The sequence below is a fragment of the Streptomyces sp. PH9007 genome (genome assembly GCF_059813725.1).
In genome coordinates this window covers 451,659-478,527 of record NZ_CM187440.1, presented here as the reverse complement: position 1 = coordinate 478,527, position 26,869 = coordinate 451,659, and the positions used below count along the sequence as shown (strand labels likewise).

24 protein-coding genes and 6 tRNA genes are annotated in these 26,869 nt (G+C 73.3%); 20 read left to right on the top strand and 10 right to left on the bottom strand.

The window, feature by feature from the left end; translation table 11 throughout:
- Positions 1 to 5: 5 nt before the first annotated feature.
- From ACTFAP_RS02015 to ACTFAP_RS01980, 8 genes are all read left to right on the top strand, one after another.
- Entirely contained in the window at positions 6 to 1,046 is a 1,041-nt protein-coding gene (locus ACTFAP_RS02015; protein WP_390125513.1) for a methionine ABC transporter ATP-binding protein, read from the top strand.
- Positions 1,046 to 1,714, top strand: a complete 669-nt coding sequence (locus ACTFAP_RS02010) for a methionine ABC transporter permease (RefSeq protein WP_390125515.1) — start codon at positions 1,046 to 1,048, stop codon at positions 1,712 to 1,714. Before ACTFAP_RS02015 ends, ACTFAP_RS02010 begins: the two co-directional genes overlap by 1 nt.
- A gap of 97 nt (positions 1,715 to 1,811) precedes the next feature.
- Complete coding sequence (locus ACTFAP_RS02005) at positions 1,812 to 2,675, top strand: MetQ/NlpA family ABC transporter substrate-binding protein (protein WP_495683242.1); 864 nt, start codon at positions 1,812 to 1,814, stop codon at positions 2,673 to 2,675.
- A 121-nt stretch (positions 2,676 to 2,796) separates the two neighbouring features.
- Positions 2,797 to 3,384, top strand: coding sequence for a GNAT family N-acetyltransferase (locus ACTFAP_RS02000; RefSeq protein WP_495683241.1), 588 nt, complete (start codon positions 2,797 to 2,799; stop codon positions 3,382 to 3,384).
- Positions 3,385 to 3,452: 68 nt separating this feature from the next.
- Positions 3,453 to 4,658: a precorrin-6y C5,15-methyltransferase (decarboxylating) subunit CbiE gene (gene cbiE / locus ACTFAP_RS01995; RefSeq protein ID WP_495683240.1), complete on the top strand. Its 1,206-nt coding sequence runs from the start codon at positions 3,453 to 3,455 to the stop codon at positions 4,656 to 4,658.
- Between the two features lie 651 nt (positions 4,659 to 5,309).
- Positions 5,310 to 8,681, top strand: a complete 3,372-nt coding sequence (cobT, locus tag ACTFAP_RS01990) for a nicotinate-nucleotide--dimethylbenzimidazole phosphoribosyltransferase (RefSeq protein WP_500468046.1) — start codon at positions 5,310 to 5,312, stop codon at positions 8,679 to 8,681.
- 117 nt (positions 8,682 to 8,798) lie between these two features.
- A complete protein-coding gene (gene cobA / locus ACTFAP_RS01985) occupies positions 8,799 to 10,037 on the top strand; it encodes a uroporphyrinogen-III C-methyltransferase (protein ID WP_495683238.1) in 1,239 nt (412 codons plus the stop codon).
- Positions 10,034 to 10,870: a TrmH family RNA methyltransferase gene (locus ACTFAP_RS01980; RefSeq protein ID WP_495683237.1), complete on the top strand. Its 837-nt coding sequence runs from the start codon at positions 10,034 to 10,036 to the stop codon at positions 10,868 to 10,870. Before cobA ends, ACTFAP_RS01980 begins: the two co-directional genes overlap by 4 nt.
- Here the strand turns inward: ACTFAP_RS01980 and ACTFAP_RS01975 are convergent.
- A complete protein-coding gene (locus ACTFAP_RS01975) occupies positions 10,855 to 11,952 on the bottom strand; it encodes a serine/threonine-protein kinase (RefSeq protein ID WP_390125173.1) in 1,098 nt (365 codons plus the stop codon). The genes ACTFAP_RS01980 and ACTFAP_RS01975 overlap by 16 nt on opposite strands.
- Before the next feature lie 316 nt (positions 11,953 to 12,268).
- Here ACTFAP_RS01975 and ACTFAP_RS01970 point away from each other — a divergent pair, with 316 nt between their 5' ends.
- A complete protein-coding gene (locus ACTFAP_RS01970; RefSeq protein WP_390125171.1) occupies positions 12,269 to 12,430 on the top strand; it encodes a hypothetical protein in 162 nt (53 codons plus the stop codon).
- Positions 12,431 to 12,618: 188 nt separating this feature from the next.
- Here ACTFAP_RS01970 and ACTFAP_RS01965 read toward each other — a convergent pair.
- The 5 genes from ACTFAP_RS01965 to ACTFAP_RS01945 all read right to left on the bottom strand — a co-directional run bounded on the left by ACTFAP_RS01965 (position 12,619) and on the right by ACTFAP_RS01945 (position 13,046).
- Positions 12,619 to 12,693, bottom strand: a tRNA-Val gene (locus ACTFAP_RS01965).
- Positions 12,694 to 12,712: 19 nt separating this feature from the next.
- Positions 12,713 to 12,784, bottom strand: a tRNA-Val gene (locus tag ACTFAP_RS01960).
- A gap of 23 nt (positions 12,785 to 12,807) precedes the next feature.
- Positions 12,808 to 12,879 (bottom strand) — tRNA-Val (locus ACTFAP_RS01955).
- A gap of 1 nt (position 12,880) precedes the next feature.
- A tRNA-Cys gene (locus ACTFAP_RS01950) sits at positions 12,881 to 12,951 on the bottom strand.
- Positions 12,952 to 12,973: 22 nt separating this feature from the next.
- Positions 12,974 to 13,046, bottom strand: a tRNA-Gly gene (locus tag ACTFAP_RS01945).
- A 114-nt stretch (positions 13,047 to 13,160) separates the two neighbouring features.
- On the opposite strand from ACTFAP_RS01945, the gene ACTFAP_RS01940 reads away from it, so the two are divergent.
- Genes ACTFAP_RS01940 through ACTFAP_RS01930 form a run of 3 tightly spaced genes read left to right on the top strand, consistent with a single transcriptional unit; the run spans position 13,161 to position 15,893 of the window.
- Positions 13,161 to 14,237, top strand: a complete 1,077-nt coding sequence (locus tag ACTFAP_RS01940; RefSeq protein WP_500468045.1) for a chorismate-binding protein — start codon at positions 13,161 to 13,163, stop codon at positions 14,235 to 14,237.
- Complete coding sequence (locus ACTFAP_RS01935) at positions 14,212 to 15,039, top strand: aminotransferase class IV (protein WP_500468044.1); 828 nt, start codon at positions 14,212 to 14,214, stop codon at positions 15,037 to 15,039. The genes ACTFAP_RS01940 and ACTFAP_RS01935 overlap by 26 nt, the downstream gene beginning before the upstream one ends.
- 8 nt (positions 15,040 to 15,047) lie before the next feature.
- Entirely contained in the window at positions 15,048 to 15,893 is an 846-nt protein-coding gene (locus ACTFAP_RS01930) for a GNAT family N-acetyltransferase (protein ID WP_500468043.1), read from the top strand.
- A 112-nt stretch (positions 15,894 to 16,005) separates the two neighbouring features.
- On the opposite strand, the gene ACTFAP_RS01925 is transcribed toward ACTFAP_RS01930, so the two are convergent.
- A complete protein-coding gene (locus ACTFAP_RS01925) occupies positions 16,006 to 16,515 on the bottom strand; it encodes a DsbA family protein (protein ID WP_390125163.1) in 510 nt (169 codons plus the stop codon).
- Between the two features lie 109 nt (positions 16,516 to 16,624).
- Here ACTFAP_RS01925 and ACTFAP_RS01920 point away from each other — a divergent pair, with 109 nt between their 5' ends.
- Together ACTFAP_RS01920 and ACTFAP_RS01915 are read left to right on the top strand one after the other, a co-directional pair.
- Complete coding sequence (locus ACTFAP_RS01920) at positions 16,625 to 17,026, top strand: hypothetical protein (RefSeq protein WP_436981846.1); 402 nt, start codon at positions 16,625 to 16,627, stop codon at positions 17,024 to 17,026.
- Positions 17,027 to 17,111: 85 nt separating this feature from the next.
- The gene (locus ACTFAP_RS01915; protein ID WP_495685047.1) at positions 17,112 to 17,312 is read left to right on the top strand and encodes a hypothetical protein; all 201 of its coding nucleotides are present in this window, start codon (positions 17,112 to 17,114) and stop codon (positions 17,310 to 17,312) included.
- 48 nt (positions 17,313 to 17,360) lie between these two features.
- On the opposite strand, the gene ACTFAP_RS01910 is transcribed toward ACTFAP_RS01915, so the two are convergent.
- Both ACTFAP_RS01910 and ACTFAP_RS01905 read right to left on the bottom strand, forming a co-directional pair.
- A complete protein-coding gene (locus ACTFAP_RS01910; RefSeq protein ID WP_390125157.1) occupies positions 17,361 to 17,936 on the bottom strand; it encodes a CGNR zinc finger domain-containing protein in 576 nt (191 codons plus the stop codon).
- A gap of 182 nt (positions 17,937 to 18,118) precedes the next feature.
- Positions 18,119 to 18,532, bottom strand: coding sequence for an SsgA family sporulation/cell division regulator (locus ACTFAP_RS01905; RefSeq protein WP_003959770.1), 414 nt, complete (start codon positions 18,530 to 18,532; stop codon positions 18,119 to 18,121).
- Between the two features lie 335 nt (positions 18,533 to 18,867).
- On the opposite strand from ACTFAP_RS01905, the gene ACTFAP_RS01900 reads away from it, so the two are divergent.
- The 3 genes from ACTFAP_RS01900 (at position 18,868) to ACTFAP_RS01890 (ending at position 21,970) form a co-directional block, all read left to right on the top strand.
- Positions 18,868 to 18,939 (top strand) — tRNA-Val (locus ACTFAP_RS01900).
- A 167-nt stretch (positions 18,940 to 19,106) separates the two neighbouring features.
- A complete protein-coding gene (gene thrS, locus ACTFAP_RS01895) occupies positions 19,107 to 21,086 on the top strand; it encodes a threonine--tRNA ligase (RefSeq protein WP_390125154.1) in 1,980 nt (659 codons plus the stop codon).
- Between the two features lie 335 nt (positions 21,087 to 21,421).
- Positions 21,422 to 21,970 carry an HIT family protein gene (locus ACTFAP_RS01890; protein ID WP_453853942.1) on the top strand — a complete coding sequence of 183 codons (549 nt, stop codon included), beginning with the start codon at positions 21,422 to 21,424 and terminating at the stop codon, positions 21,968 to 21,970.
- Between the two features lie 28 nt (positions 21,971 to 21,998).
- On the opposite strand, the gene ACTFAP_RS01885 is transcribed toward ACTFAP_RS01890, so the two are convergent.
- A complete protein-coding gene (locus tag ACTFAP_RS01885) occupies positions 21,999 to 23,675 on the bottom strand; it encodes an AbeC-like domain-containing protein (RefSeq protein WP_495683231.1) in 1,677 nt (558 codons plus the stop codon).
- 233 nt (positions 23,676 to 23,908) lie between these two features.
- Between ACTFAP_RS01885 and pgsA the strand changes: the two genes are divergently transcribed.
- The 3 genes from pgsA to ACTFAP_RS01870 are packed head-to-tail and all read left to right on the top strand — an operon-like array spanning position 23,909 to position 26,720.
- Positions 23,909 to 24,580 (top strand): phosphatidylinositol phosphate synthase, encoded by a 672-nt coding sequence (gene pgsA / locus ACTFAP_RS01880; protein WP_390125147.1) that lies wholly within the window; start codon positions 23,909 to 23,911, stop codon positions 24,578 to 24,580.
- Positions 24,577 to 25,509: a phosphatidylinositol mannoside acyltransferase gene (locus ACTFAP_RS01875; RefSeq protein ID WP_390125145.1), complete on the top strand. Its 933-nt coding sequence runs from the start codon at positions 24,577 to 24,579 to the stop codon at positions 25,507 to 25,509. The genes pgsA and ACTFAP_RS01875 overlap by 4 nt, the downstream gene beginning before the upstream one ends.
- The gene (locus tag ACTFAP_RS01870; protein WP_500468042.1) at positions 25,506 to 26,720 is read left to right on the top strand and encodes a glycosyltransferase family 4 protein; all 1,215 of its coding nucleotides are present in this window, start codon (positions 25,506 to 25,508) and stop codon (positions 26,718 to 26,720) included. The genes ACTFAP_RS01875 and ACTFAP_RS01870 overlap by 4 nt, the downstream gene beginning before the upstream one ends.
- The last annotated feature ends 149 nt before the right edge of the window (positions 26,721 to 26,869 follow it).

The window sequence follows — 26,869 nt, the reverse complement described above, 5'->3', positions numbered from 1 at the left end:
ACCCAGTGATCACCACCACGGACCTCACGAAGGTCTACCACTCACGCGGCCGGGAGGTCACCGCGCTGGACGGCGTGAACCTCCACGTCCGGCCCGGAGAGGTCTTCGGCGTCATCGGACAGAGCGGCGCCGGGAAATCCACCCTGATCCGCTGCGTCAACCTGCTGGAGCGCCCCACCTCCGGCACGGTCACCGTCGACGGCGTCGACCTCACCGCCCTGGCCGGCCGCGGCAAGCGCGCCGGCCGCCCGCTGCGCGAGGCCCGCACCCGCATCGGCATGATCTTCCAGCACTTCAACCTGCTCTCGGCCCGCACCGTGCAGGGCAACATCGAGCTGCCGCTGGAGATTCTCGGCCTCACCCGCCGCGAACGCGCCCGCAAGGCCCTGGACCTGCTCGACCTCGTCGGCCTCGCCGACAAGGCCCGCGCCTACCCCACCCAGCTCTCCGGCGGCCAGAAGCAGCGTGTCGGCATCGCCCGCGCGCTGGCCGGCGACCCCAAGGTGCTGCTCTCGGACGAGGCGACCTCCGCGCTCGACCCCGAGACCACCCGCTCCGTACTCCAGCTGCTGCGCGACCTCAACCAGCAGCTCGGCCTCACCGTCCTGCTCATCACCCACGAGATGGACGTCGTCAAGGCCGTCTGCGACTCCGCCGCCCTGATGCGGGACGGCCGCGTCGTGGAGTCCGGCGTCGTCTCCGACCTGCTGGCCACCCCCGGCTCCACCCTCGCCCACGAGCTGTTCCCGCTCACCGGCGCGGCGGGCGAGGGCCGCACCCTGGTCGACATCACCTTCCACGGCGGCAGCGCCGGGCGGCCCGTCATCTCCCAGCTCGCCCGCGACCACGCCATCGACGTGTCGATCCTCGGCGCCGCCATGGACACCGTCGGCGACGCCCAGGTCGGCCGGATGCGCATCGAGCTGCCCGGCGGCCCCGGCGACAACGACCGTGCCCTGGCCTTCCTGCGCGCCCAGGGCCTGACCGTCGAGATACCCGGCACGGCCGCCCCGGCCGCCGTCGCGCTCAGCAAGGAAGGTGCCTGATGGGCTGGGATCAGATGCGGCCCCTGCTGGAGCAGGGCACCATCGACACCCTCTACATGGTCGGCTGGTCCACCCTGATCGCCGCCCTCGGCGGACTGCCCATCGGCGTCCTGCTGGTGCTCACCGACCGCGGCGGCATGCTCGCCAACACCGTGGTCAACAAGGTCCTCGGCGCCATCGTCAACGTCGGCCGCTCGCTGCCGTTCATCATCATGATGGTCGCCCTGATCCCCTTCACCCGCTGGGTGGTCGGCACCGCCTTCGGCCCCACCGCCGCCATCGTGCCGCTGGCCATCGGCGCCATCCCGTTCTTCGCCCGGCTGGTGGAGACCTCCGTGCGCGAGGTCGACCACGGACTGGTCGAGGCCGCCCAGGCGATGGGCGGCGGCACCTGGACCGTCGTCCTCAAGGTGCTGCTGCCGCAGTCCCTGGCCTCCCTGGTCGCCGGACTCACCACCACCGTGATCGCCCTCATCGGCTACTCCGCGATGGCGGGCGCCGTCGGCGGCGGCGGCCTGGGCACCCTGGCCCTCACCTACGGCCACCAGCGCTTCGAGACCGACTTCATGTACGTCATCCTCGCGGTCATCGTCGTCATCGTGACCATCGTGCAGCTCCTGGGCGACGGGGTCGTACGCCTCCTCACCCGCCGCGGGCGCACCGGATGACCGGCTGAGCGGCCCCGGCCGCCCCGCACCCCACAGACCCCCGGCACCCCCGGGACCACAGGAAACACCGCACCCGCGTAACCGAAAGGCACTTTTCGTGCGTACTCACCTCCGTACCGCCGCCGTCGTGGCCTCCGCAGCCGCTCTCACCCTGGGCCTCGCCGCCTGCGGCACCGACTCCGACCCCTCGTCGAACGACGACGCCGGGTCCTCCGCCGGGGACACCCAGAAGATCACCGTCGCCGCCAGCCCCAACCCGCACGCGCAGATCCTCGACTTCGTCCGGGACAACCTCGCCGAGGACGCCGGACTCGACCTGACCGTCCAGGAGTTCAGCGACTACGTGCTGCCCAACACCGCCGTCGACAGCGGCGAGGCGGACGCCAACTACTTCCAGCACCAGCCCTACCTGGACGACTTCAACGCCAACCACGGCACCGACATCGTCCCGGTCGTCAACGTGCACCTGGAGCCGCTCGGCCTGTACTCCAAGTCCCTGGACAGCGTCGAGGGCCTCACCGAGGGCTCCACCATCGCCATCCCGGACGACGCCAGCAACGGCGGCCGCGCCCTCCAGCTGCTCGCCCAGAACGGCGTCATCGAACTCAAGGACGGCGTCGGCGCCAACGCCGTCCTCGGCGACGTCACCGACGACAAGGGCATCACGTTCACCGAGCTGGAGGCCGCCAGCCTCCCGCGCGCCCTAGACGACTTCGACGCCGCCATCGTCAACGGCAACTACGCCCTGGAGGTCGACCTCTCCCCGGCCGACGACGCCATCGCGCTGGAAGAGGCCGAGGGCAACCCCTACGTCAACTTCCTCGCCGTCAAGGCCGGCCACGAGAACGACCCCGCCGTCCAGACCCTCGCCGAGCTGCTGAACTCCGACGAGGTCGCGCAGTTCATCGAGGACACCTACCCGGGCTCCGTCATCCCGGCGTTCGGCACCCCCGGCTCCTGACCGGCACGCGGTCACCAGCCCCTCCAGCACCGGGCCCCGGCACCCCTGCCGGGGCCCGGCGCTGCGCAAAAGGGCTGGATACTGCATGCTGTCCCCTCGGACCCCAGGTATGGAGCGGCGCATGACTTCCCTCTTCCCCGACATCTCCATCAGCACCGAACGCCTGGTGCTGCGCCCCTTCGAGGAAGCCGACATCCCTCCGCTCGCCGACATGATGAACGACGAGCTGACCGCCGCCTGGACCAGCGCCCCCACCCCGTACACCCGTCGCGACGCCCACGAGTGGGTCGTCAGACGCGCCCCGGCCGAACGCCGTTCCGGGCGCGGCATCGTCTTCGCCGTCACTGACCACCTCACCCAGCGGCTGGTCGGCAGCGCCCACCTGATGAACACCGACTGGCGCAACCGCAGAACCGAGATCGGCTACGTCATCGGTCCCTGGGGCCGCGGCGAGGGGTACGCCGTGGAGACCGTGCTCGCCGTCGCCCAGTGGCTCTTTCACGACCAGCACTTCGAACGCCTCGAACTGCGCACCGCCGCCGGCAACACCGCCGCCCAGCGGGTCGCCCAGAAGGCCGGCTGCGTCAGCGAGGGCGTCCTGCGCAACGCCCGGATAGTACGCTCGCGCACCGAGGACGGCGGCTGGACCGACATCCGCACCGACACCATCGTGTGGAGCCTGCTCCCCGAGGACCTCGAGGACCGCTGAGCCCCTGATCACGCGGGGTAGGCTCAGCGGGACATCCCACCCGTGACGAGTCCAGGAGCTCCCCGTACATGGCCGACCGCGTCACCGTGATCGGATGGGACGGCAGCCCGCTCACCCCGGGCGCACAGGCCGCCCTGAGCGCCGCCACGCTGGTCGCGGGCGCCCCCCGGCACCTGGTGCTGCCCGAGGTTCCCGCCCGGGCCGAACGCGTCCAGCTCGGCAGCCTCAGCCTGGCCGCCGGCCGGATCGCCGCGCACCGCGGCACGGCGGTCGTCCTCGCCGACGGTGACCCCGGCTTCTTCGGCGTCGTCCGCACCCTGCGTGACCTCGAACACGGCCTGGAGGTCGAGGTGATGCCGGCCGTCTCGGCGGTCGCGGCGGGGTTCGCCCGCGTCGGCATGCCCTGGGACGACGCCCGCGTCGTCACGGCGCAGCAGCGCACCCTGCGCCGCGCCGTCAACGTGTGCCGGGCCCACCCGAAGGTCGCCGTCCTCACCTCACCCGGCGCCGGGCCCGCCGAGATCGCCCTGCTGCTGGGTGACGTGCACCGTACCTTCGTCATCTGCGAGTCGCTGGGCACCGACCGGGAACGGGTGTCCGTGCTCACCTCCGACAAGGTCGCGCGGCACCGCTGGACCGACCCCAACCTGGTCATCGTCGTCGGCGGGACCAGCGGCACGGGGGAGAGCTGGCTGGCCGGCCAGGACCCGGCCGCGGTCGTCGAACCGCGCGGCTGGGGCCTCGAACCGGCCGACTATCAGCAGACCGCCCTGCCCGCCCCCGGCCGCACCCCGCAACTGCGGGCGCTGGAACTGGCCGTGCTCGGCCCGCGCACGGGCGACCTGGTGTGGGACATCGGCGCCGGCAGCGGCCTGGCCGCCCTGGAGGCCGCGCGGCTCGGCGCCGCCGTCATCGCCGTCGACCGGGACGCCGACGCCTGCGCCCTGGCCGGCGCCACCGCCCGGCGGTTCGGCGTGCAACTGCACGTGGTGCACGGGGTCGCCCCCCAGGTGCTCCAGTCGCTGCCGGAGCCCGACGTGGTACGCGTCGGGGGTGGCGGTCACCGCACCCTCGTCGCCTGCGCGGACCGCAGGCCGCAGCGGATCGTCACCCACGCCATGACCCGTGATCAGGCGGAGGCGGCGGGGCGGGTGCTCAGCGGCGCCGGCTACACCGTGCGCTGCACGCTCCTGCAATCGGTGGAACTGGAGACCCAGGAGTGGTCCGAACGGGGCCGTTCCGTGGTGTTCCTGTTGGCCGGAAGCCGTCTGTGACCAGCGCGAAGACAAACCGGGAGCATCCCGGGCCACTCGTACGACCCACGACCCCGGGCGGGTACGGGCAGCGGTAGGCTGGTGGATCGTTGTGCCGACGGCCGGACTTGATGATTCATCCGCCAATGTCCGGATGAGCCCGGCGCAACCCGGCAGAGCACTACCGATGGGCGAGGGGTACGCATGACGGACACCGGCCGGATCCCGGAGGGGGGAGAGCCGGAACAGGGCTTTCCTTTCCCGGTCCAGGCGGACGATGTCGTCGAGGGCGAAGAGGAAGATCTGCTGATGCCGGGGGCGCATGTCGCCTGGGGCGACGCGGCGCCCACCCCGCAGCCGATCACTCCGGCGGCCCCGAGACCGGCCCAACTGGCTCCGCTGTTCCCCGCCCCCCGTCCCGGGGGTGCGCCGGCTGCGTGGCCGCAGCCGGCGGCGCCGGTGCCGGCACCGGGCGCCGCGCAGGCGCCCGTGACCGCTGCCGCGCAACCGAACCCGAACCCGCGTCCGGACACACCTCCGGCCGGGGCCGCCTCTGTTGGCGGCGGCGTGGCCACGGCGGTGGCATCCGGCGCGCCGACGCCGGGTGTTGCCCCGGCGACGCCCGCCGCCGGCCCCGTTCCGGCCCCCGGCGCCGACACAGGCGGCGGCCCGGTGGCCCCCGTGGCGGACCCGGCCGAGGCCGGCGCGACGGCCCCCGCGGCCGATGACAGCGGCGCGGCTCCGGGGGCTCCGGTCCCCGACGCGGCGCCCGCCGCCGTTCCCGGACAGGGCGCGCACGTTCCCGGCCCGGCAGCCGACGCCGCACCCGTGGTCGGTGACGGCGCCGTGTCCGCCGGGCCCGAGGCCGAGGCCTCCGCCTCCGGCGGGGCGGCCGTTCCGGGTGCCCCGCAGACCGCGACACCGGCCGATGGCGCCCCCGGGGCCGTCGCACCTCCCGTTACCGGCAGCGGGCAAGCGCCCCCGCCGGCCGATGCCGCCGCCGGACCGGCCGTGCCCGGTGAAGCGCCCACCGCTCCCGGCACGCCCGAAGCCGCAGCCGACGCGGTCGGCCAGGAGAAGCCACCCGCTGAGAAGCCGGCCGCGACCGGTGAGCCCGGCGAGGTGGTCGCCACCACTCCCGAAACGACGGACGGAACCGTGACGGCCCCCGAAGGCTCTCCCGCCGCACCGTCCGGGGCGGCTGCCGCCCCGGACGGGCCGGCACCCGTCCCCGCCGGGGCTCCGACTGCTCCCGCGCCGTCCCCCGCCGCCGGTTCGGCGGTGCCTTCCCCGGACGGTGCCGTCGCCGCCGCTGCGGGCAGCCCGGTCGCCGCAGGAGGGGCCCCCGGCGCGCCCGTCCCGGGTGAGACCGACGCCGCCCCGGCGCCCGCCGCCGTCCCGGCGGAGCCGGTCGGCCCTCCGGCGGACGGCAGCACCCCGGCTGCCACGCCCGGGGCCGGCCCGGCAACGATGACCGCCGCCGCGCCGGGTGCGCCCCAGGCCCCCGCCGCAGGAGCTGCGGGGGTGCCCGCGCCCCCGGCCGACGGCAACGCCCCGGCGCCCGCCGTCCCCGGCACCCACGACGGCCCTGTGACCGAAGGGTCGGCACCCGAAGCCGCTACTCCGGGCGCGCCTGACGGAACCGAGGCTCCCGCGCCCGCCGCCGACCCGGCGGGTAGCGACGCCGTCGCGGAACCCCCGGCCGCCGCAGCCGCCCCCGCCGAGGCCGTGGTGGCCCCGCAGGGCGCGTCGCCTGCCGAGCCGGAGGCGTCCGCCCCCGGCACATCGGCCGAGGCCCAGGGCGCGGCGCACCCCATGCCCGCCACTCCGACCGAATCCCCGGCCGAGCCCTCGGCCGCCGCTGCGGTTACGCCGCCGCCGGCCGCCGCTGCCGAGGCCCCGCCCGGTGCCGTCACCGTGCCCGCACCGGCCACCACGGCGGCCCAAGCCGGGGGAGCCCTCCCGGCTCCCGCTGCGGCGGACCCCGTCGCCCCCGGCGGAACACCGGCCACGGGCACCGTCGCCGCGCCCGCGCCGGCGGCCGACGCCGCCGGAGCACCTCCCGCCGCCGATGCCGTGGCGCCCGAGCCGGGCGGACCCACCGAGGCCGGGCCCGTTCTCCCCGACGGGACGCCGGAGGCTCCCGTACCGGCCGGCCCCCCGGCCGCCCCCGCGCCGGAAGCCACCGCCCCGGCCGCCCCGGCCAACGGCCCGGCCGCACCCCCGGCCGGCGCTCCGCCCGCCACCCCCGCCGCGGCCCCCGGCGCCGTCTCCATAACGCAACACGTCGCCGCGCCGTCCGGTCGCCCGGCCACCTCCGCCGCCCCCCCGGCGGCGGACCCCGCCGCCCTGCACCGGCTCATGCGCGAGCCGCGCGACGTCCGGCACGGCTTCCTGCCCGACCCCATCCCGCACGAAGTCCTGCTGCGCGTCCTGGAGTCCGCGCACACCGCGCCCACCTCCGGGCACGCCCAGCCCTGGGACTTCGTCATCATCCGGTCCGCCGAGACCCGCACCCAGGTGCACGAACTGGCCGTCCGCCAGCACGAGGCGTACGCCAAGTCACTCCCCAAGGGCCGCGCCAAGCAGTTCAAAGAGCTCAAGACCGACGCGATCGTCCAGACCCCCGTCAACATCGTGGTGACCGCCGACCCCACCCGGGGCGGCCGGCACACCCCGCTGCCGCACCAGCAGCCCCAGCTCGCCCCGTACTCCTCCGCGCTCGCCGTCGAGAACCTCTGGCTCGCCGCCCGCGCCGAGGGCCTCGGCGTCGGATGGGTCAGCTTCTACGACGACCGCGAGCTGGTGCGTACCCTCGAACTCCCCGAGCACCTGGAGATCGTGGCCTACCTCTGCATCGGCTACGTCGACGCGTTCGCCGACGAGACCGAGACCGCGCCCACCGGGCCCGCCCGGCAGCGCCCGCTGTCCTGGGTCGTGCACGACGAGTCCTACGGCCGCCGCGCGCTGCCCGGGGCCGAGCCGCACGATCTGCTCAGCGAGACGCTGGAGGACATCCGCCCCCTGGACGCCCAGGCCCTGGCCGAGGCGTGGGAGCGGCAGAAGCGGATGACCAAGCCCTCCGGCGCGCTCGGCGCCCTGGAGGTCATCTCCGCCCAGCTGTGCGGCCTGTCCCGCCGCTGCCCGCCGCCGCTGCCCGAGCCGGCCGCCGTCGCGATCTTCGCCGGCGACCACGGGGTGCACGCCCAGGGCGTCACGCCCTGGCCGCAGGAGGTCACCGGCCAGATGGTCGCCAACTTCCTCGGCGGGGGAGCGGTGTGCAACGCCTTCGCCCAGCAGGTCGGCGCCGAGGTGTGCGTGATCGACGTCGGCGTGCGGGGCGAACTGCCGGGCCAGCCGGGGCTGATGCCCCGCAAGGTACGGCCGGGCACCGCCGACATCACCGCGGGCCCCGCCATGAGCCGCGAAGAGGCGCAGCGCGCCATCGAGGTCGGGATCGAAACGGCCCGCGATCTGGTGGCGGCCGGCAACCGCGCGCTGCTCACCGGTGAGATGGGCATCGCCAACACCACCGTCGCCGCCGCGCTGATCGCCGTGTTCACCGGCAGCGAGCCCTCCGAGGTCACCGGCCGGGGCACCGGCGTCGACGACGAGACCCACGCCCGCAAGATCGACGTCGTGCGCCGCGCCCTGCACCTGCACCGGCCCGACGCCGCCGACCCCATCGGCGTGCTCGCGGCGGTCGGCGGCCTCGAACACGCCGCCCTCACCGGGTTCATCCTCGGCGGCGCCTCGCTGCGCGTCCCGGTGATCCTGGACGGGGTCAGCGCCGGGGCCGCCGCGCTCACCGCCCGCGCCATCGCCCCCGAGGCGGTGTCCGTGTGCGTGGCCGGGCACCGCAGCGCCGAGCCCGGCCACATGGCCGCGCTCACCGCGCTCGGACTGCGCCCGCTGGTCGATCTCGACCTGCGGCTGGGCGAGGGCACCGGGGCGCTGCTGGCGCTGCCGGTGGTGCAGAGCGCGGCCCGCGCCATGCGGGAGGTCGCCACCTTCGACGCGGCAGGCGTCAGCGACAAGAACTGAGGACCGTACTGTGTGGGTGGCGGCCGGGGCGTTGCGCCCCGGCCGCCACCCAGCTCATCACAGCCGCTCCAGCGTCGCAGCGGCGATCCCGCTCGCTCACCAGGAGCCGCGTCACCCATGCCACAGCCACACCCCGACCACCCCGCGTACCCCGTCGGACTGCGGCTGACCGGTCGCCGGGTCCTGGTGCTCGGCGGCGGCACCGTCGCCCAGCGCCGCCTGCCCGCCCTGCTGGCCGCCGGAGCCGACATCCTGCTGGTCGCCCCCGCCGTCACCCCCTCCGTCCAGGCCATGGCCGAGGCCGGCGAACTGCGCTGGGAACGGCGCGGATACCGGCCCGGTGACCTGGCCGACGCCTGGTACGCGCTGGTCGCCACCGACGACCCCGAGGTGAACGCCGCCGCCTCCGCCGAGGCCGAGCGCTCCCGCGTGTGGTGCGTCCGCAGCGACGACGCCGGCGCCGCCACCGCCTGGACCCCGGCCACCGGCCGCAGTGAGGGGGTCACCGTCGCCGTGCTCACCGGCCGTGACCCGCGGCGCTCCGCCGCCGTACGGGACGCCGTCGTCGAAGGGCTGCGCGAGGGCACCCTGGCCGCGCCCAGGCACCGGACCCGCACGCCCGGGGTGGCACTGGTCGGCGGCGGCCCGGGAGACCCCGACCTGATCACCGTGCGGGGCCGCCGACTGCTGGCCGAGGCCGATGTGGTGGTCGCCGACCGGCTCGGGCCGCGCGACCTGCTGGACGAACTGCCCGCCCACGTCGAGGTCATCGACGCCGCCAAGATCCCCTACGGCCGGGCCATGGCCCAGGACGCCATCAACGGGACGCTCATCGAGCACGCCAGGGCCGGGAAGTCCGTGGTGCGGCTCAAGGGCGGAGACCCGTACGTCTTCGGCCGGGGCATGGAGGAGGCCAAGGCACTGGCGGAGGCCGGCATCCCGGTCACCGTCGTCCCCGGGGTCACCAGCGCCATCAGCGTGCCCGGCGCGGCCGGCATCCCCGTCACCCACCGCGGTGTCGCACACGAGTTCACGGTGGTCAGTGGCCACGTGGCGCCGGACCACCCCACGTCGCTGGTGGACTGGGCGGGTCTCGCCCGGCTGCGCGGCACCCTCGTGCTGCTGATGGCGGTCGAACGGATGCCCGCGATCGCCGCCACCCTGATCGGGCACGGCCGGGACCCGCGTACGCCGGTGGCGGTGATCCAGGACGGCACCACCACCGCCCAGCGGCGCGTCGACGCCACTCTGGAGACGGCAGCCGAGCGCATCGCCGCCACCGGCGTCCGGCCGCCCGCCGTGATCGTCGTCGGCGCTGTGGTGACCGTCGCGGACCACCCGGAGGAGACCCCGTGACCGTGCCGCTGATCCCCGTCACCGACCCCGCCGACCCCCGGCTCACCGACTACACGGCACTGACCGACGTCGCCCTGCGCCGCCGCCGGGAGCCCGCCGAGGGGCTGTTCATGGCGGAGGGCGAGAAGGTCATCCGCCGCGCCCTGGCGGCCGGCTACCCGATGCGCTCGATGCTGCTCACCGACAAGTGGGCCGAGGCGCTCGGCGATGTCATCACCTCCTGCGGCGCCCCCGTGTACGTCGTCACGCCCGAACTGGCCGAGCAGGTCACCGGCTACCACGTCCACCGCGGCGCCCTGGCCTCCATGCACCGGCTGCCGCTGCCGGACCCGGCGGACCTGCTGGCCCGCTCCCGCCGGGTCGCGGTGGTGGAGGCCGTCAACGATCACACCAACATCGGCGCGATCTTCCGGGGCGCGGCGGCCCTGGGCATGGACGCCGTCCTGCTGTCACCGGACAGCGCCGACCCGCTCTACCGGCGTTCGGTCAAGGTGTCGATGGGTGCGGTGTTCTCCCTGCCGTACGCGCGGCTCGCCCAGTGGCCGCACAGCCTGACCGGGGTGCGCGAGGCCGGGTTCCGGCTGCTGGCGCTCACCCCCGACGCGCGCGCGGTGGACCTGGCCGACGCCCTGGGCGGGGACGGGACGGCGGAGCGGATCGCGCTCCTGCTCGGCGCGGAGGGCGACGGGCTCACCCCGCGCGCCCTGGCCGCGGCCGACACCTGGGTCCGCATCCCGATGGCGCACGGCGTGGACTCGCTGAACGTGGCCGCTGCCGCCGCCGTGGCCTTCTACGCCGTCGCCACCGCGCGGCCTCCTCAGACCGGGCCCTGACACCCCTGGGCCGCCGCGATGCCCAGCGCCACCAGCAGCGTCACCACCACGAACACGATCAGCCGCTGCCGCAGCAGCCCGCGGTCCACCCCGCGCCGTACCGGTCCCGGTGCGGGCCGCCGGGCGGCGGGCCTCGGGGCGGGGGAGGGGCGCGGCCCCGGGGCGGCGGGCTCCGGACGGGCGGTACGGGCCTGCTGCGGCGCCGCGGCGGGCGCGGGCACCGTGGGGCGGGGCCTGGGGCGCGGGGCCAGGGCCGTGCCGCGAGCCTCGCGGGCGGCGATCTCCTTCAGCCGGCTCGCGAGCTGGAGCGTGCTGGGCCGTTCCTGCGGGGCCTTGGCCAGGCACGCGCGCAGCAGCGGGGCCAGCGCCGAGGGGGTGCCGCGCAGGATCGGCTCCTCGTGCACCACCCGGTAGAGCATCACCTCCGAACTGCCCTGCCCGAACGGCGAGTCGCCCAGCGTGGCGTACGCCAGGGTGGCGCCCAGCGAGAACACGTCGGTCCCCGGGGTGACGGCCGCCCCGCGTACCTGCTCGGGCGCCAGGAAACCCGGCGAGCCCACGGCGGTGCCCACATGGGTGAGGGTGGAGGCGCCGGTGGCCCAGGCGATGCCGAAGTCGATGATGCGCGGACCCTTGGGCGACAGCAGGATGTTGGACGGCTTCAGGTCCCGGTGCACCACCCCCGCCTCGTGCACGGCGACCAGACCCTCGGCGAGCGAGGCACCGATCGCGGCCGTCTCGGCGGCCGACAGCGGGCCCTGTTCGGCGACCTTGTCGTGCAACGAGGGCCCCGGCACGTACTGGGTCGCGAACCAGGGACGCGAGGCGTCCAGATCGGCGGCCACCAGACGGGCCGTACACCCCCCTCTGATGCGGCGCACCGCCGACACCTCGCGGGCGAACCGGGCCCGGAACTCGTGGTCCTCGGCGAGATCGGGCCGGATCACCTTGAGCGCCACCCGCTGCCCGCGCCGGTCCGAGCCGAGGTACACCACCCCCATGCCCCCGGCGCCCAGCCGGCGGTGGAGCCGGAACGCCCCCATGACCCGCGGGTCCTCGCGCCGGAGCCGCATCATCGCCATCTCTACCTCGCAGCCCGGTCCTTGTGCTGTTCAACAGCCGTCGCACAGCTTACGGACTGGGCGGCCACAACGCCGAGAAGGGCGTGCGGCGCGCGGGTCCCCTGGGGGAAACCCCTGGTGAATCCCACCTCTCGTCCACCCTGGGGAGTAGCCCCCGGGGCCCCGCGTCATCCCCTGGGAGGCCCCGGGTTCAATACGCCGGGCTGACGCCGGGACGGGGGCCGCCGCCTAATGTTGAGGTCAAGCGGCGGGCGCAGCACTCGTCCCCCGAGGTCACCCGCCCGCCGCTTGCCAACAACTCGACGGGAGTGGACAGATGACGCAGCTGACCGGCGGCTCGCCCAGGGCGGCCCGGCGTCATCCGCTGGTCGCGGTGGCCATGGTGCTGCCGCTCGCCATCACACTCGCGGTCGTGATCGGCGGCGTCGAAGCCGTCGTGACACAGGCGTCGTCCGTGGCCGGACTTCTGGGGCGCTGAAGAGCGCTCCGGACCCGGGAGAGCGGCCCGGGTCGGGGACACCGGCCAACACCCCGTGGGGACGGGGGTCAGGCGGACGGCATGTGTGCCCGGGCAGCTGGGGAGCTGCCCGGGCACCGCGTACGTACACAGCCCATGGGGCAAAGGGGAAGGGCCGGGAAGCCGTGTGGCCTCCCGGCCCTTGCCGGTGGTGGACGATACTGGGATTGAACCAGTGACCTCTTCCGTGTCAGGGAAGCGCTCTCCCGCTGAGCTAATCGTCCGTGTGACGCTGATCTCGCGTGCGCGATACTGGGATTGAACCAGTGACCTCTTCCGTGTCAGGGAAGCGCTCTCCCGCTGAGCTAATCGCGCGGGAAGGTCCGTGAAGGACCCAGTGGACGATACTGGGATTGAACCAGTGACCTCTTCCGTGTCAGGGAAGCGCTCTCCCGCTGAGCTAATCGTCCGAGGTGGAGACGGGATTTGAACCCGTGTAGACGGCTTTGCAGGCCGTTGCCTCGCCTCTCGGCCACTCCACCGGAGGGGGCCAGGCCCCCTTCGAGCGGACGACGAGACTCGAACTCGCGACATCCACCTTGGCAAGGTGGTGCTCTACCAACTGAGCTACGTCCGCAGTGTGTATGCCCCCCGGGAGGCTTGCGCTCCCTGGTGACGTCATGAACTCTAGCGGATCCGCGGGCCAGCTCAAACTCGGTAGGGCCCGTATCCGCGGCCTAGACTCGCACATGTGCACGACTTTGCTCCGCTTGCCCGCCTCGGCGGGTATCTGGCCACCGACCTGCGGGACGTCACCCGCGACCCCGCCGCGCTGGACTCCACCGGCTGGTGGGCGGTGGTGGCCGACTACGAGGGCGGCCCGCTGTGCGCCCGTTTCGGACAGGTGCGCCGCGCCCCCGCCCTCCCGGTCAGGACCGGCCGCTGGCGCGGCCCGGACCCCACGAGCTGGCACAGCTCCCTGGACCGCGCCGCCTACACCGCCGCCGTCCGCCGCATCCGCGAGCACATCGCGGCCGGCGAGGTCTATCAGGCCAATCTCTGCCGGGTCCTGACCGCCCCGCTGCCCGACCCGTCCGCCGCCGACATCGACGCCCTCACCGCGCTGCTGGCCCGCGGCAACCCCGCCCCGTACGCCGGCACCGTACGGCTGCCAGGGCACGGCGTGGAGATCGCCACCGCCTCCCCGGAGCTGTATCTGCGCCGCCGCGGCCACACCGTGGAATCCGGCCCCATCAAGGGCACCGGCCGCACGGCCGCCGACCTGCTGCCCAAGGACCACGCCGAGAACGTCATGATCGTGGACCTCGTCCGCAACGACCTGGGCCGGGTCTGCGCCACCGGCAGCGTCACCGTTCCCGAACTGTGTGTCACCGAGCCCCATCCCGGGCTCGTCCACCTCGTCTCCACCGTCCGTGGCGAACTCGCCCCCGGCACCGGCTGGGCGCACCTGCTCGCCGCCACCTTCCCGCCCGGTTCGGTCACCGGCGCGCCCAAGCCCAGCGCCCTGAAGATCATCGAGACACTGGAACGTGCTCCCCGCGGCCCGTACTGCGGCGGCATCGGCTGGGTCGACGCCGATCGCGGCACGGGCGAGCTGGCGGTGGGCATCCGCACCTTCTGGACCGACCGCACCGGCGGCCCTCCGGTGCTGCGCTTCGGCACCGGCGCGGGTATCACCTGGGGGTCGGACCCCGAGCGGGAATGGGCGGAGACCGAACTCAAGGCCGAACGGCTGCTCACGGTAGCGTCGGGCACCACGCACGAGACAGGAGAACGACACCATGGCGCTGATCTGGCTGGACGGTGAGCTGCGGGACGCCGCCGTAGCGAAGGTCTCCGTCTTCGACCACGGACTCACGGTCGGCGACGGAGTCTTCGAGACGCTGAAGACCGAGCACGGCCGCCCTTTCGCGATGAGCCGCCACCTCGACCGGCTCGCGGCCTCCGCCGCCGGACTCGGCCTGCCCGAGCCCGACCGCGACGAGGTACGCCGCGCCTGCCAGGCGGTGCTGGACAACAGCGAGCCGGTGCCCTTCGGCCGGCTGCGCATCACCTACACCGGTGGCACCTCCCCGCTGGGCTCCGACCGCGGCGACGCACCGCCCACCCTGCTGATCGCGCACGCCGAGACGGCCCGCCGGCCCGCCACCACCGCCGTCATCACCGTGCCCTGGACCCGCAACGAGCGCGGCGCGCTGGCCGGGCTCAAGTCCACCTCCTACGCCGAGAACGTCATCGCCCTGGCCCGCGCCCACCAGCAGGCCGCCTCCGAGGCGCTGTTCGCCAACACCACCGGCGCCCTGTGCGAGGGAACCGGCACCAATGTCTTCGTCGTCCTCGACGGCGAACTGCACACCCCGCCGCTGGCCTCCGGCTGCCTGGCCGGCATCACCCGGGCCCTGGTGGTCGAATGGGCCGGCGCCAAGGAGACCGAGCTGCCGATGGACGTGCTCCAGCGGGCCGACGAGATCTTCCTCACCTCCTCCACCCGCGACGTGCAGGCCGTGCGCCGCGTCGACGACCGCGAACTGCCCGGCGCCCCGGGCCCCGTGACCGCCGAGGCGCTGCGCGTCTTCCAGGCCCGCTCCGCGGCCGACATCGACCCCTGAAAGGCGAGATGACCACCACCGTGCGGCCCAACGGGCCCGAGGAGCGCTCCGCCCACGGCGGCCGGACCCGTGGCTACGACATACGCGTCAACTCCCGCCCGGTGGGCGGCCTGCGGCTGACCCGTGTCCCCGGGTACGGGCCGGCCGCGGGCCGTATCGAGGAGCTGGGCATCGCGGCGCCGCAGGACCGCCGCCGGGGGCGGGCCACGGTGGCCGCCCTGGCCGCGGAGGAGATCCTGCGCGGCTGGGGATGCGTACGGGCCGAGGTGGACATCCCGGCCGAAGCCGCCCCGGCGATCGGGCTGTTCACGGCGCTGGGCTACACCGAGCGCAACCGCTGGCTGGTCAAGAGCCCGGCCGGGCAGCCGCCGCCGCTCCCGGCGGGCGGCGAGATCCGGCCGATGGGGGAGCGGGAGTACGCGGCCTGGCACGCGGCGGAACGGGAGCGGCTCGCCGCCGCGCGGCGCGCGCAGGGCGCCGGGCCCGAGGACGCCGACGCGCACGCCGACACCCTGCTCGCGGCACAACTGCCTCAGGGCCACCGCACCGAGGGCACCGTGCTGCGCGTGCTCAGCCGGCACGGCACCGACGTGGGCACCCTGTGGCTGTCGACGGGCCCGGGGCCGCTGCCGTACGGGGCGGACGGCTACGTGTACGCGGTGGAGGTCGCCGAGGCGCACCGGGGGCAGGGACACGGCCGTGCGCTGCTGCGGGAGGCCGAGCGGCTCACCGCCGCCGCCGGCGGCGAACTGCTGGGCCTGAGCGTCCTCACCGCCAACACCCCCGCCCGCCGGCTCTACGACTCCCTCGGCTACCGCCCGGTGGCCCTGCGGCTGCACAAGCCGCTGCTCTGACCGGCTCGGGCACCGCACGCCCCGCCCCGGACGCGAGAGCGCGGTCGGGGCCGCGCCGGGCCTTCCCGGTCGCTCCGCCCGGCTCCGAGCCAGGCGGGGCCGTCCCGGCCGCTCAGGCCCGGTCGAGTTCCTCCTGGGCGATCTCGCCGATCCGCTCCAGCAGACCGTCCTGGCTCGCGCCACCGTCCAGCCGCTGCCCGGCGATCACGTAGCTGGGGGTGCCACGCACCCCCAGCGCCTGGCCCTCGGCCTGGTCGGCGTCCACGGCCAGCAGATGACGGCCGTCGATCAGCGCCGTCTCGATCTCCTCGGCGTCCACCCCGGTGGCCCGCGCCACCTCGCTCAGCACCGGCTCCCCGCGCTCGCCCAGCTCCGCCGTGCGCTCCAGCAGCGCCGTCCAGTACGCGTCGCCCCGGCCCTGCGCGTATGCCTCCTCGGCGGCCTGGGCGGCGGCCTGCGCGTGCCGGTGGCCCGGCAGCGGGAAGTGCCGCCGCCTGATCTCCAGCCGGTCGCCGAACCGCTCGCGCAGGGCCCGCAGATCGCTCTCGGCGCGGTGGCAGTCGGGGCACTGGAGGTCGCACCACACGTCGAGAACGACGGTGCGGCCGGTTGCTTCGCTCATGCCCCCAGTCTTCCAGCCGGACCGCGGCGGCCCGCCGCTACCCCGAATTGTCCCTGATCCCCCCGCTGCGGCCATGGCCTCCGGGAGCGGCGCCAGGCAGGATGGAAGGATGCTGATCGGAACATTCTGCACCCTGCTGACCGCCGCCGGCCTCGGTGTGGCCTTTCTGGTGGCCAAGCGCCGCCGCTACGCCACCGCGCTGCGGGTGGCGGCCTTCTCGCTGCTGCCCGTGGGGCTCGCCATGACGGGTGTGGTGCGGTTCGTGCTCAACATGACCTTCAACCCGGTCGCCTGGGCGGGCCTGGGGGTCATCGGTCTCGCCGTGCTGATCTTCTTCGTGGCCGGGTTCGCGGACCGCCGCGGGGCCGGTGGTACGGGCCAGGCCGCGGCCGAGCCGGCCGCGCAGGCCCCCGCGCTGCCCGCCAAGCGTGGCCGTGCCGCCGCCCCCGCGGCGGCGCCCGCCGACGACTTCTCGGACATCGAGGCCATCCTGAAGAAGCACGGCATATGACCAGACCCTCGAAAGAGCGAATCCCCGCTCATATGAGGTGTGTTGATCGCGGAGGGGCCGGCCGCTGCGTCATGATCACCGCGACATGGCGCACTTCACCGGGGAGCAGCACGCTCCCGATCCCCCGATCCGGCCCGACACGGCCGACCGTCCCGCCCCTGACCCCGGTGATCCGGAGGCCAGGGGCTGCCTGTTCGCGCTCTCGCAGCCGCCGCTGATCCTCTTCCTCACGGTCATCGGTGTGCTGCTGCTCATCTCGGGGGTCCATGACCGGTTCTGGTTGTGACGACGGGGCGCCGGCCGCGCGGCGGCCCGCCCTCCGGCCGGGGGAGGGTCAGCCGCCGCTGTGCGAGGCCGAGCGCCGCTGCCGGGCCCGGTAGGCGGCCACGTGCAGCCGGTTCCCGCAGGTCCTGCTGTCGCAGTAACGGCGCGAACGGTTGCGGGACAGGTCCACGAAGGCCCGGCGGCAGTCCGGCGCGTCACAGCGCCGCAGCCGCTCCCGTTCCCCGGCGACCAGGAAGAACCCCAGCGCCATCCCGCAGTCCGCGGAGAGATGGTCGGCGACCGAGGCACCCGGCGCGAAGTAGTGCACGTGCCAGTCGTGGTCGTCGTGGTCGGTGAGCTGGGGGGTGGTGCCGGCCTTCGCGACCATCGCGTTGATCAGCTCGGCGGCCTCCCGGTCCGTTCCCGCCGCGAACACCGCCGCGAACAGCTCCCGCACCCGGCGCACCCCCGCCAGGTCCGCCTCGCTCAGGGCACCCACCTGGACGCCGCTCAGATCGTGGGACTCGACGTAGGAGCGCAGCTGCTCCACGGTGCTCAGCGCGTCCGGCGAGCCGTCGCCGAGGGCGGTGTTCAGCAGATCCACGGTATGGGTGAGCGCACACCGGGTGTCGTGGTTGATCAGCAAGGCCGTCTCCCGGTGGGGTCAGGGGCGGGGATCCGCCCTCCCTGGCGTTCCTGCCCCCGGACTTTAGCCGCTCGGTGACACGACAGCGCCGCCGCGTGGTCCGCGACGGCGCTGTGCGCTGTGTGCGACGCCGGCCCCGCGCCGTCGCCCCGAGTCGGACGGCGCGGAGAACCGGCGGGTCTCTAGCTCTCCGCGAGAATGTGCGAGAGCTCGGTGTCGAGGTCGAAGTGCCGGTGCTCGGTGCCCGGCGGGACGGCGGCGTCGGTGCGCTTGAGGAAGGATTCCAGGGCCCGGGCGGGGGCCTCAAGCAGTGCTTCGCCCTCCGGGGAGCTGAGTGCGATGCACACGACCCCCTGGCCATGACTGCGGGAGGGCCACACCCTGACGTCTCCTGTCCCGGTGGGCCGGTGCAGCCCCTCGGCCAGGAGGTCGCGGGCGAAAACCCACTCGACGGTTTCTTCGGCTCCGGTGTGAAATGTGGCGTGTACGGCGTAGGGGTCCGCCGTGTCATACCGCAGCCCCGCGGGTACAGGCAGTGAAGACTCGCTCGATACAACGAGGCGCAGGTGCAGCTCGCAGCTGACCGTGGTGTTCATAAGCGCCAGGGCCTTTCGCTCAGTGTGCGCTCGGGGATTCGCACGTCGGCGAATTCGACATGCCACGTACGCGCCGGTTGTAAACCCCTCTGTCCTATTTGCGATGCTTGACATCATTCGAATGGGCGAGTGCCATTTTGTGCCCAGTCGGCTACAGAGAGCACCGCCCTTGTCAACGAGTGATGCGCCATCCGGTGACGCCCGCCGCGCTCCGCCCCGCGCCCCGGCCGGCGGCGAGGGCCCGGTCGCCCGCCGGGAGTTCATTTGGTTCTGGGGCGCTGAGCTGTGTATGGTTCTTCTCGTGCCGAGGGGAACAGCCCGAAAGCACCAGCCCAGGGCGATTAGCTCAGCGGGAGAGCGCTTCGTTCACACCGAAGAGGTCACTGGTTCGATCCCAGTATCGCCCACGCCCTGGGAAGGCCGGTCCGTCAAGGACCGGCCTTCTTGCGTTGGTTGGCCGGACTTCGCGCTCCGGCCCCCGCAACCGTTTCGCGGCCGGGCCAGCCCGCTCGGTACCATGCGAAACCGCAGCGAGCGCTGCGCATCGAGCAGCCGCCAACGTCAGGAGAGACCGGTGTCAGACGTCCGTGTGATCATCCAACGCGATTCCGAGCGGGAAGAGCGCGTGGTGACCACGGGCACCACGGCCGCCGCCCTCTTCGAGGGGCAGCGCTCCGTCGTCGCCGCCCGCGTCGGCGGCGAGCTGCGCGACCTCACCCACCCGCTCGCCGACGGCGACGAGGTCGAGCCGGTCGAGCTGAGCTCGAACGACGGCCTGAACATCCTGCGGCACTCCACCGCCCACGTGCTGGCCCAGGCCGTGCAGGACCTCTTCCCCGAGGCCAAGCTGGGCATCGGCCCGCCCATCAAGGACGGCTTCTACTACGACTTCGACGTCGAGCAGCCCTTCCACCCCGAGGACCTGGGCCGTATCGAGAAGCGCATGCAGCAGATCCAGAAGCAGGGTCAGCGCTTCGCCCGCCGGGTGGTCACCGACGACGAGGCGCGCGCCGAACTCGCCGCCGAGCCCTACAAGATCGAGCTGATCGGCCTCAAGGGCTCCGCCGCCGACGCGGCCGAGGGCGCCTCCGCCGAGGTCGGCGCGGGCGAACTCACCATCTACGACAACGTCGACGCCAAGACCGGCGAACTGTGCTGGAAGGACCTGTGCCGCGGTCCGCACCTGCCCAGCACCCGGCTGATCCCGGCCTTCAAGCTCATGCGGTCCGCCGCCGCCTACTGGCGCGGCAGCGAGCGCAACCCGCAGCTCCAGCGCATCTACGGCACCGCCTGGCCCACCAAGGACGAACTCAAGGCGCACCTGGAGTTCCTGGCCGAGGCCGAGAAGCGCGACCACCGCCGGCTCGGCTCCGAACTCGACCTCTTCTCCATCCCCGAGGAGCTCGGCTCCGGCCTCGCGGTCTTCCACCCCAAGGGCGGAGTCATCCGCAAGGTGATGGAGGACTACTCGCGCCGCAGGCACGAGGAGTCGGGGTACGAATTCGTCAATACCCCCCATATCTCCAAGGCCAAGCTGTTCGAGACCTCCGGGCATCTGCCGAACTACGCCGAGTCGATGTTCCCGCCCATGGAGTTCGAGGGGCAGGACTATTTCCTCAAGGCCATGAACTGCCCGATGCACAATCTCATCTTCCGGGCGCGCGGGCGGTCCTACCGGGAATTGCCGATGCGGCTGTTCGAGTTCGGCACCGTCTACCGCTTCGAGAAGTCCGGAGTCGTCCACGGCCTCACCCGGGCCCGGGGATTCACCCAGGACGATTCCCACATCTACTGCACCACCGAGCAGATGCCGGACGAACTCGACAGCCTGCTGACCTTCGTCCTGAATCTGCTGCGCGACTACGGCCTCAACGACTTCTACCTCGAACTCTCCACCCGGGACGACTCCGACAAGTTCATCGGAGAGCCCGAGGAGTGGGAGGAGGCCACCGAGACGCTGCGCCAGGCCGCCGGCAAGCAGGGCCTGGAACTCGTCATGGACCCGGGCGGCGCCGCCTACTACGGCCCGAAGATCTCCGTCCAGGCCAAGGACGCCATCGGCCGTACCTGGCAGATGTCCACCATCCAGGTCGACTTCCAGCAGCCCAAGCGCTTCAACCTCGAATACACCGCCGCCGACGGCTCCCGGCAGCGGCCCGTCATGATCCACCGGGCCCTGTTCGGCTCCATCGAGCGGTTCTTCGCGGTCCTGCTGGAGCACTACGCGGGCGTCTTCCCGCCGTGGCTGGCCCCCGTCCAGGCGGTCGGCATCCCGGTCGGCGACTCCCACGTGCCCTACCTGGAGGAGTTCGCCGCCGAGGCCAAGGCCGCCGGGCTCCGGTTCGAGGTCGACTCCTCCTCGGACCGGATGCAGAAGAAGATCCGCAACGCCCAGAAGGCCAAGATCCCCTTCATGGTGATCGCCGGTGACGACGACGTGGCCAACGGCGCGGTCAGCTTCCGCTACCGCGACGGCTCCCAGAAGAACGGCATCCCGCGCGACGAGGCACTGCGCGAGATCGCCGAGGCCGTCGAGGCCCGCGTGCAGGTCTGATCGCCCGCCGGCCGGCGGTCCGGGATTACCCCGGACCGCCCGGCGGAGCCTATGCTGACCGCCTTGACCTCCTCCCCCTCGTGAAAGAACGAAGGGAATCCCAGCCCTCGCGGACCGGACCTTTCTGCTTCACAGCCCGTTGCCGCCTGGGGTTACCAGCGAAGGGACGGTGTACCGCCCACGGTCTTACACAAGCTCCACAGACCTGACTTCCCACCAGCCCGGCGGTAAGCTCGGCTGACACGCTTCGTGGTCGGCCAAGCTCTTTGAGTATACAAGCCGCGTGTCCGCTTCTTCTCTCGCCCGAAAGCGGGGGAGCCCACGAAGGAACTCAGATGAACAGCGAGCCGGAGCAGCAGATCGGGGTGGGGACGCCGGACGCGTTCCAGCGACTGTGGACCCCCCACCGGATGGCCTACATCCAGGGCGAGGGCAAGCCGCACGGGGACGGCGCCGGTGACGGCTGCCCCTTCTGCGTCATCCCTACCAAGAGCGACGAGGACGGGCTCGTCATCGCCCGCGGCGAGCAGGTGTACGCCGTGCTCAACCTCTATCCGTACAACGGCGGTCATCTGCTGGTGGTGCCCTACCGGCACGTCGCCGACTACACCGAGCTGACCGAGGACGAGACCGCCGAACTCGCGCTGCTGACCAAGCGCGCGATGACCGCGATCCGTACCGCCTCCGGCGCGCACGGCTTCAACATCGGGATGAACCAGGGCAGCGCGGCCGGCGCCGGCATCGCCCCGCATCTGCACCAGCACGTCGTACCCCGCTGGGGCGGCGACGCCAACTTCATGCCGGTGGTCGGGCACACCAAGGTGCTGCCTCAACTGCTCGCCGACACCAGGCGGCTGCTCGCCGCCGCCTGGCCCGCCGGCTGACCCGGCGCGGCCCGCCACGGGCCGCGCCTCACATGTTGTACTCGTCGGCCTTACGGGGCTCGGCGGCCTGCACCGCGCCGCCCAGCGCCTGCGAACGGCCCTCGAAGCGGCTGATGTCCACGCCGTTCTCCTCCAGCACCCGGAAGGCCGCCGCGTGAGCCACCCGCAGCACCGGGGTGGCCGCGCGCAGCGCGTCGTCCGCCATGAAGCGGTGCCGCCACGGCTTGCCCGCCCAGGTGTGCCGCAGCCCGAACGGCTCCGGCAGCGAGATGGTGCCGCCGTAGGCGTCCAGCTTGGCCGGGAACCAGGTCAGCGGGGCGCGGGCGGCCAGCCGGACCACTTCCTTGGCGTCCACCAGCGGCAGCGGCACCTTCTTCTTCTTCCAGAACTTGACCGGGTCGCGGATCTCCTTGGACTTGCCGTCCGGGCCCTTGCGGAAGAACCCGTGGATCGGCCCCAGCGCGTGCCCGGTGACCTCGATCCGCAGGGTGTGGTGCAGCACCGTGACGGTGATCATCATGGTGAGCACCAGCTCGCCGTCCCACAGCACGAACTGCACACCCAGATAGTGCCGGTCCCCGCTGTCGAACTGCTGCTCGTTGCAGATCCGCTGGACCTCGATGTTGTCGATGCCGAACGAGTCGGCGGTGTCCCCCATGGGCCGGCTGATCGCGCCGGCGCCCTCCCCTATGTGACGGACCACCCAGTGCTTGATCGACGGGGTGGGGAAGCCACCGGTGTGCAGCGGGCCGCGCTCCAGCATCCGCAACTGGTCGTGGATGGCACGGGCGACGTCCCAGGCCCGGAACGGGTCGATCTCGCGCCCCGGGTCCTTGGGCACCAGCTCCTCGGCCAGCTGCCAGCTGCCCCAGCGCACCCCCATGCCCAGAATGCCCTGCGGGCCCGCGTAGTGGACGATGTTGCTGTTCTGCTCGGCGGCCAGCTTGGCCAGGCCCACCCGCAGCCGCTCCGCCTCCTTGTCGTTGGGGTTCTGCGGAACGGCCTCGGGGATCATCGCGCCCGAGCCGCCGCCGCCCGCCAGGTCCGCCCAGTGCGCGCGCAGATTCTGCGCGGTGCGCTCGGAGATCTGCTTCGCCCAGTACCAGCCGATGATGGGCGCCGGCAGCATGCTCCACACGTACAGCCGGATCGGCCCGCCCAGCGGCACCCTGATCACCAGCAGCGCGATCAGCGCGGCGATCGCCACCAGGGTGAGGGTGCCCAGGAAGCCCGCCTGCCGGCCCTGGGAGCCGGCGAACGTGCGGCGCAGCTGGAACAGCCCGAGCCATATCAGCACGCCCGGCAGGAACAGCACCCCGAAGATGCCCATGATGAGGGTCAGCCGGCGGTCCCGCTGCTTGCGGATCCGCTTGGCGGACAGCGCGTGCTCCACCACCGTCTGCGGGTCGGCCCCGAAGGACTGCACCAGCGGCTTGCGGCCGTCCGCGATCATCCGGGTCTCCACGGCGCGGGTGAACGCCTCGCCCAGATTGGGCTCCAGCAGGGTGAACTTGCCCTTCTTCACCCCGGCGGCGTCGTTCGGCTCCTTGATGTCCTCGGGAGGCACGTCCCGGTAGGCGACCGAGGCCAGCGCCTGGCTCATCCCCGAGTGCCCGGTGCCCGCCCCGGACAGCGGCACCTGCGCGCCCGGCGCGAAGTCGAAATCAATGCCCGCCGCGTTGCGCAGATCGTCCAGCGCCGACATCGCAAACCCCCTGTCCTCACACTTCAGCCGCCCGGGTGGCCCGTTCCCCTCCGGGAGGTCCGGCACACCTGCACGCCGGGGTCAGCCTAGCGGCGCGGGGCCCCGCGCCGGGCCCACAACGGCGATTTGCGGCCCGGTCGACCTCGGCGCCCTTGACAGCCCGCGGCGTGACTACGATGGGGCGGCCGGTGGCCGTTCGACCATCCGGCCCGTCACCGACCCCTGGGAAGGTCATGCTCAACAAGTACGCGCGGGCTTTCTTCACGCGTGTCCTCACGCCGTTCGCCGCGCTGCTGCTGCGGCTGCGGGTCAGCCCGGACGCCGTGACCTGCGTCGGAACCGCCGGAGTGATGGCGGGAGCACTGGCCTTCTATCCGCGCGGCGAGTTCTTCTGGGGCACGATCGTCATCACGCTGTTCGTCTTCTCCGACCTGGTGGACGGCAACATGGCCCGCCAGCTGGGCACCTCCAGCCGGTGGGGCGCGTTCCTGGACTCCACGCTGGACCGGGTCGCCGACGCGGCGATCTTCTCCGCGCTCGCGCTGTGGTTCGCCGGCAACGGTGATGACCTGCTGCTGTGCGCGGTGACCCTGGTCTGCCTGGCCAGCGGCCAGGTGGTCTCCTACACCAAGGCCAGGGGCGAGAGCATCGGGCTGCCGGTCAAGGTCAACGGCCTGGTGGAACGCGCCGAACGGCTCACCATCACGCTGGTGCTGACGGGCCTCGCCGGTTTCGAACGCACCTTCTCCGTCCCGCACATCGATGTGCTGCTGCCGATCGCCCTGTGGGTGGTCGCCATCGGCTCGCTGGTCACCATCGTGCAGCGGGTGGTCACCGTACGCCGGGAGTCCGCCGAGGCGGACGCCGCGGACGCGGCCGAGGCGGCGCGGAACGGAGGGGCATGAAGCAGCGGTTGAGCGACGCGCTCTACGGCCTGGGCTGGGCCACCGTCAAACGGATGCCGGAACCGGCGGCCATGGCCCTGGGCCGGCGCGTCGCCGACACCGTGTGGCGCCGCCGCGGGCCCGCGGTGCAGCGCCTGGAGGCCAACTACGCCCGGGTGGTCCCCGACGCCTCCCCCCAGCGGCTGCGCGAGCTGTCGCGCGAGGGGATGCGCTCCTACCTGCGGTACTGGATCGAGTCCTTCCGGCTGCCGGTGTGGGGCGAGGAGCGCATAAGGGACTGCTTCTACGTGGCCGATTTCGACCTCGTCACCGACACCCTCAAGGAGGGGCGCGGCGTGGTGCTCGCGCTGCCCCACTGCGGGAACTGGGACGTGGCCGGCGCCTGGCTGGTCACCGAACTGCGCATACCGCTGACCACGGTCGCCGAGCGGCTCAAGCCCGAGACGCTGTACGACCGTTTCGTCGCCTTCCGCGAGGGCCTGGGCATGGAGGTGGTGCCGCACACCGGCGGCTCCGCCTTCGGGATACTGTCCCGCCGGCTGCGCAAGGGCGGGGTGGTCGCGCTGGTGGCCGACCGCGATCTGTCCGCCTCCGGGGTGCAGGTCGACTTCTTCGGCGAGCCGACCCGGATGCCGGCCGGGCCCGCGCTGCTCGCCCAGCAGACCGGGGCCGCGCTGTTCCCGGTCGAGCTGTGGTACGACGAGACCAAGGTGATAAAGGGCCGCGTCCACCCCGCCGTCGATGTCCCGGAGCAGGGCACCCGCGCCGAGCGGACCACCGTCATGACCCAGGCGCTGGCCGACTGCTTCGCCGCCGGCATCGCCCGGCGCCCGCACGACTGGCACATGCTCCAGCGGCTGTGGCTGGCCGATCTCGAACCGCGCCCCGGCGAGGCGGGCGCCGCACAGCGGGAGGACCGCGCGGCATGAGAATCGGCATCGTCTGCCCCTACTCCTGGGACGTCCCGGGCGGGGTGCAGTTCCACATCCGCGACCTGGCCGAGCACCTGATCCGGCAGGGCCACCAGGTGTCCGTGCTGGCTCCGGCCGACGAGGACACCGTGCTGCCGCCGTACGCGGTGGCCGCCGGGCGGGCCATCCCGGTGCCGTACAACGGCTCCGTGGCCCGGCTCAACTTCGGCTTCCTGTCCGCCGCCCGGGTACGCCGCTGGGTGCACGACGGGGACTTCGACGTGCTGCACGTGCACGAGCCGGCCGCGCCCTCGCTGGCCCTGCTGACCTGCTGGGCCGCCAAGGGCCCGATTGTGGCCACCTTCCACACCTCCAACCCGCGCTCGCGGGCGATGGCCACCGCCTATCCGATCCTCCAGCCCGCGCTGGAGAAGATCAGCGCCCGGATCGCGGTCAGCGAGTACGCGCGCCGCACCCTGGTCGAGCATCTGGGCGGCGACGCCGTGCTGATCCCCAACGGGGTGGACGTCGGCTTCTTCGCCGACGCCGAGCCCAAGGCGGAGTGGCAGGGCGGGACGATCGGCTTCATCGGCCGGATCGACGAGCCCCGCAAGGGCCTCCCGGTGCTGATGCGCGCGCTGCCCAAGATCCTCGCCGAACGCCCGGATACCCGGCTGCTGGTGGCCGGGCGGGGCGACGAGAAGGAGGCCGTGGCCTCGCTGCCCGCCGAGATGCGCTCCCGGGTGGAGTTCCTGGGCATGGTCAGCGACGAGGACAAGGCGCGGCTGCTGCGCAGCGTCGATGTGTACATCGCGCCCAACACCGGCGGCGAGTCCTTCGGGATCATCCTGGTGGAGGCGCTGTCCGCGGGGGCGCCGGTGCTGGCCAGCGACCTGGACGCGTTCGCCCAGGTGCTGGACGGCGGCGCGGCGGGGGAGCTGTTCCCCAACGAGGACGCGGACGCCCTCGCCGCCGCGACGGTGGCGCTGCTGGGCGACCCCGCGCGCCGGGACGCGCTGCGCGCGTACGGCAGCCGCCATGTCCGGCGTTTCGACTGGTCCACGGTCGGCAACGACATCCTCGCGGTCTACGAGACGGTCACCGCGGGCGCCGGTGCGGTCGCCCCCGACGACCGGGTCGGGCTGCTGGGGCGGCTGGGCCTGTCCCGGGAGAGCAAGGAGACCCGGGAGGCGAAGGACGGCAGGGAATCCGGGGACTCCAAGGCGTAGGGCTTGTCTGACGGATCCCGCCTGGCCCGCGGCGTCTGGCACGGCACCTCGCTGCGTTGCAGAGACGCCCGAGTAGCCCACTACGAGGGCGCCCCCGCGCCTTGCGATGCACCGCACCAGACACCGCGGGCCTGACCGGCGCTATCCGT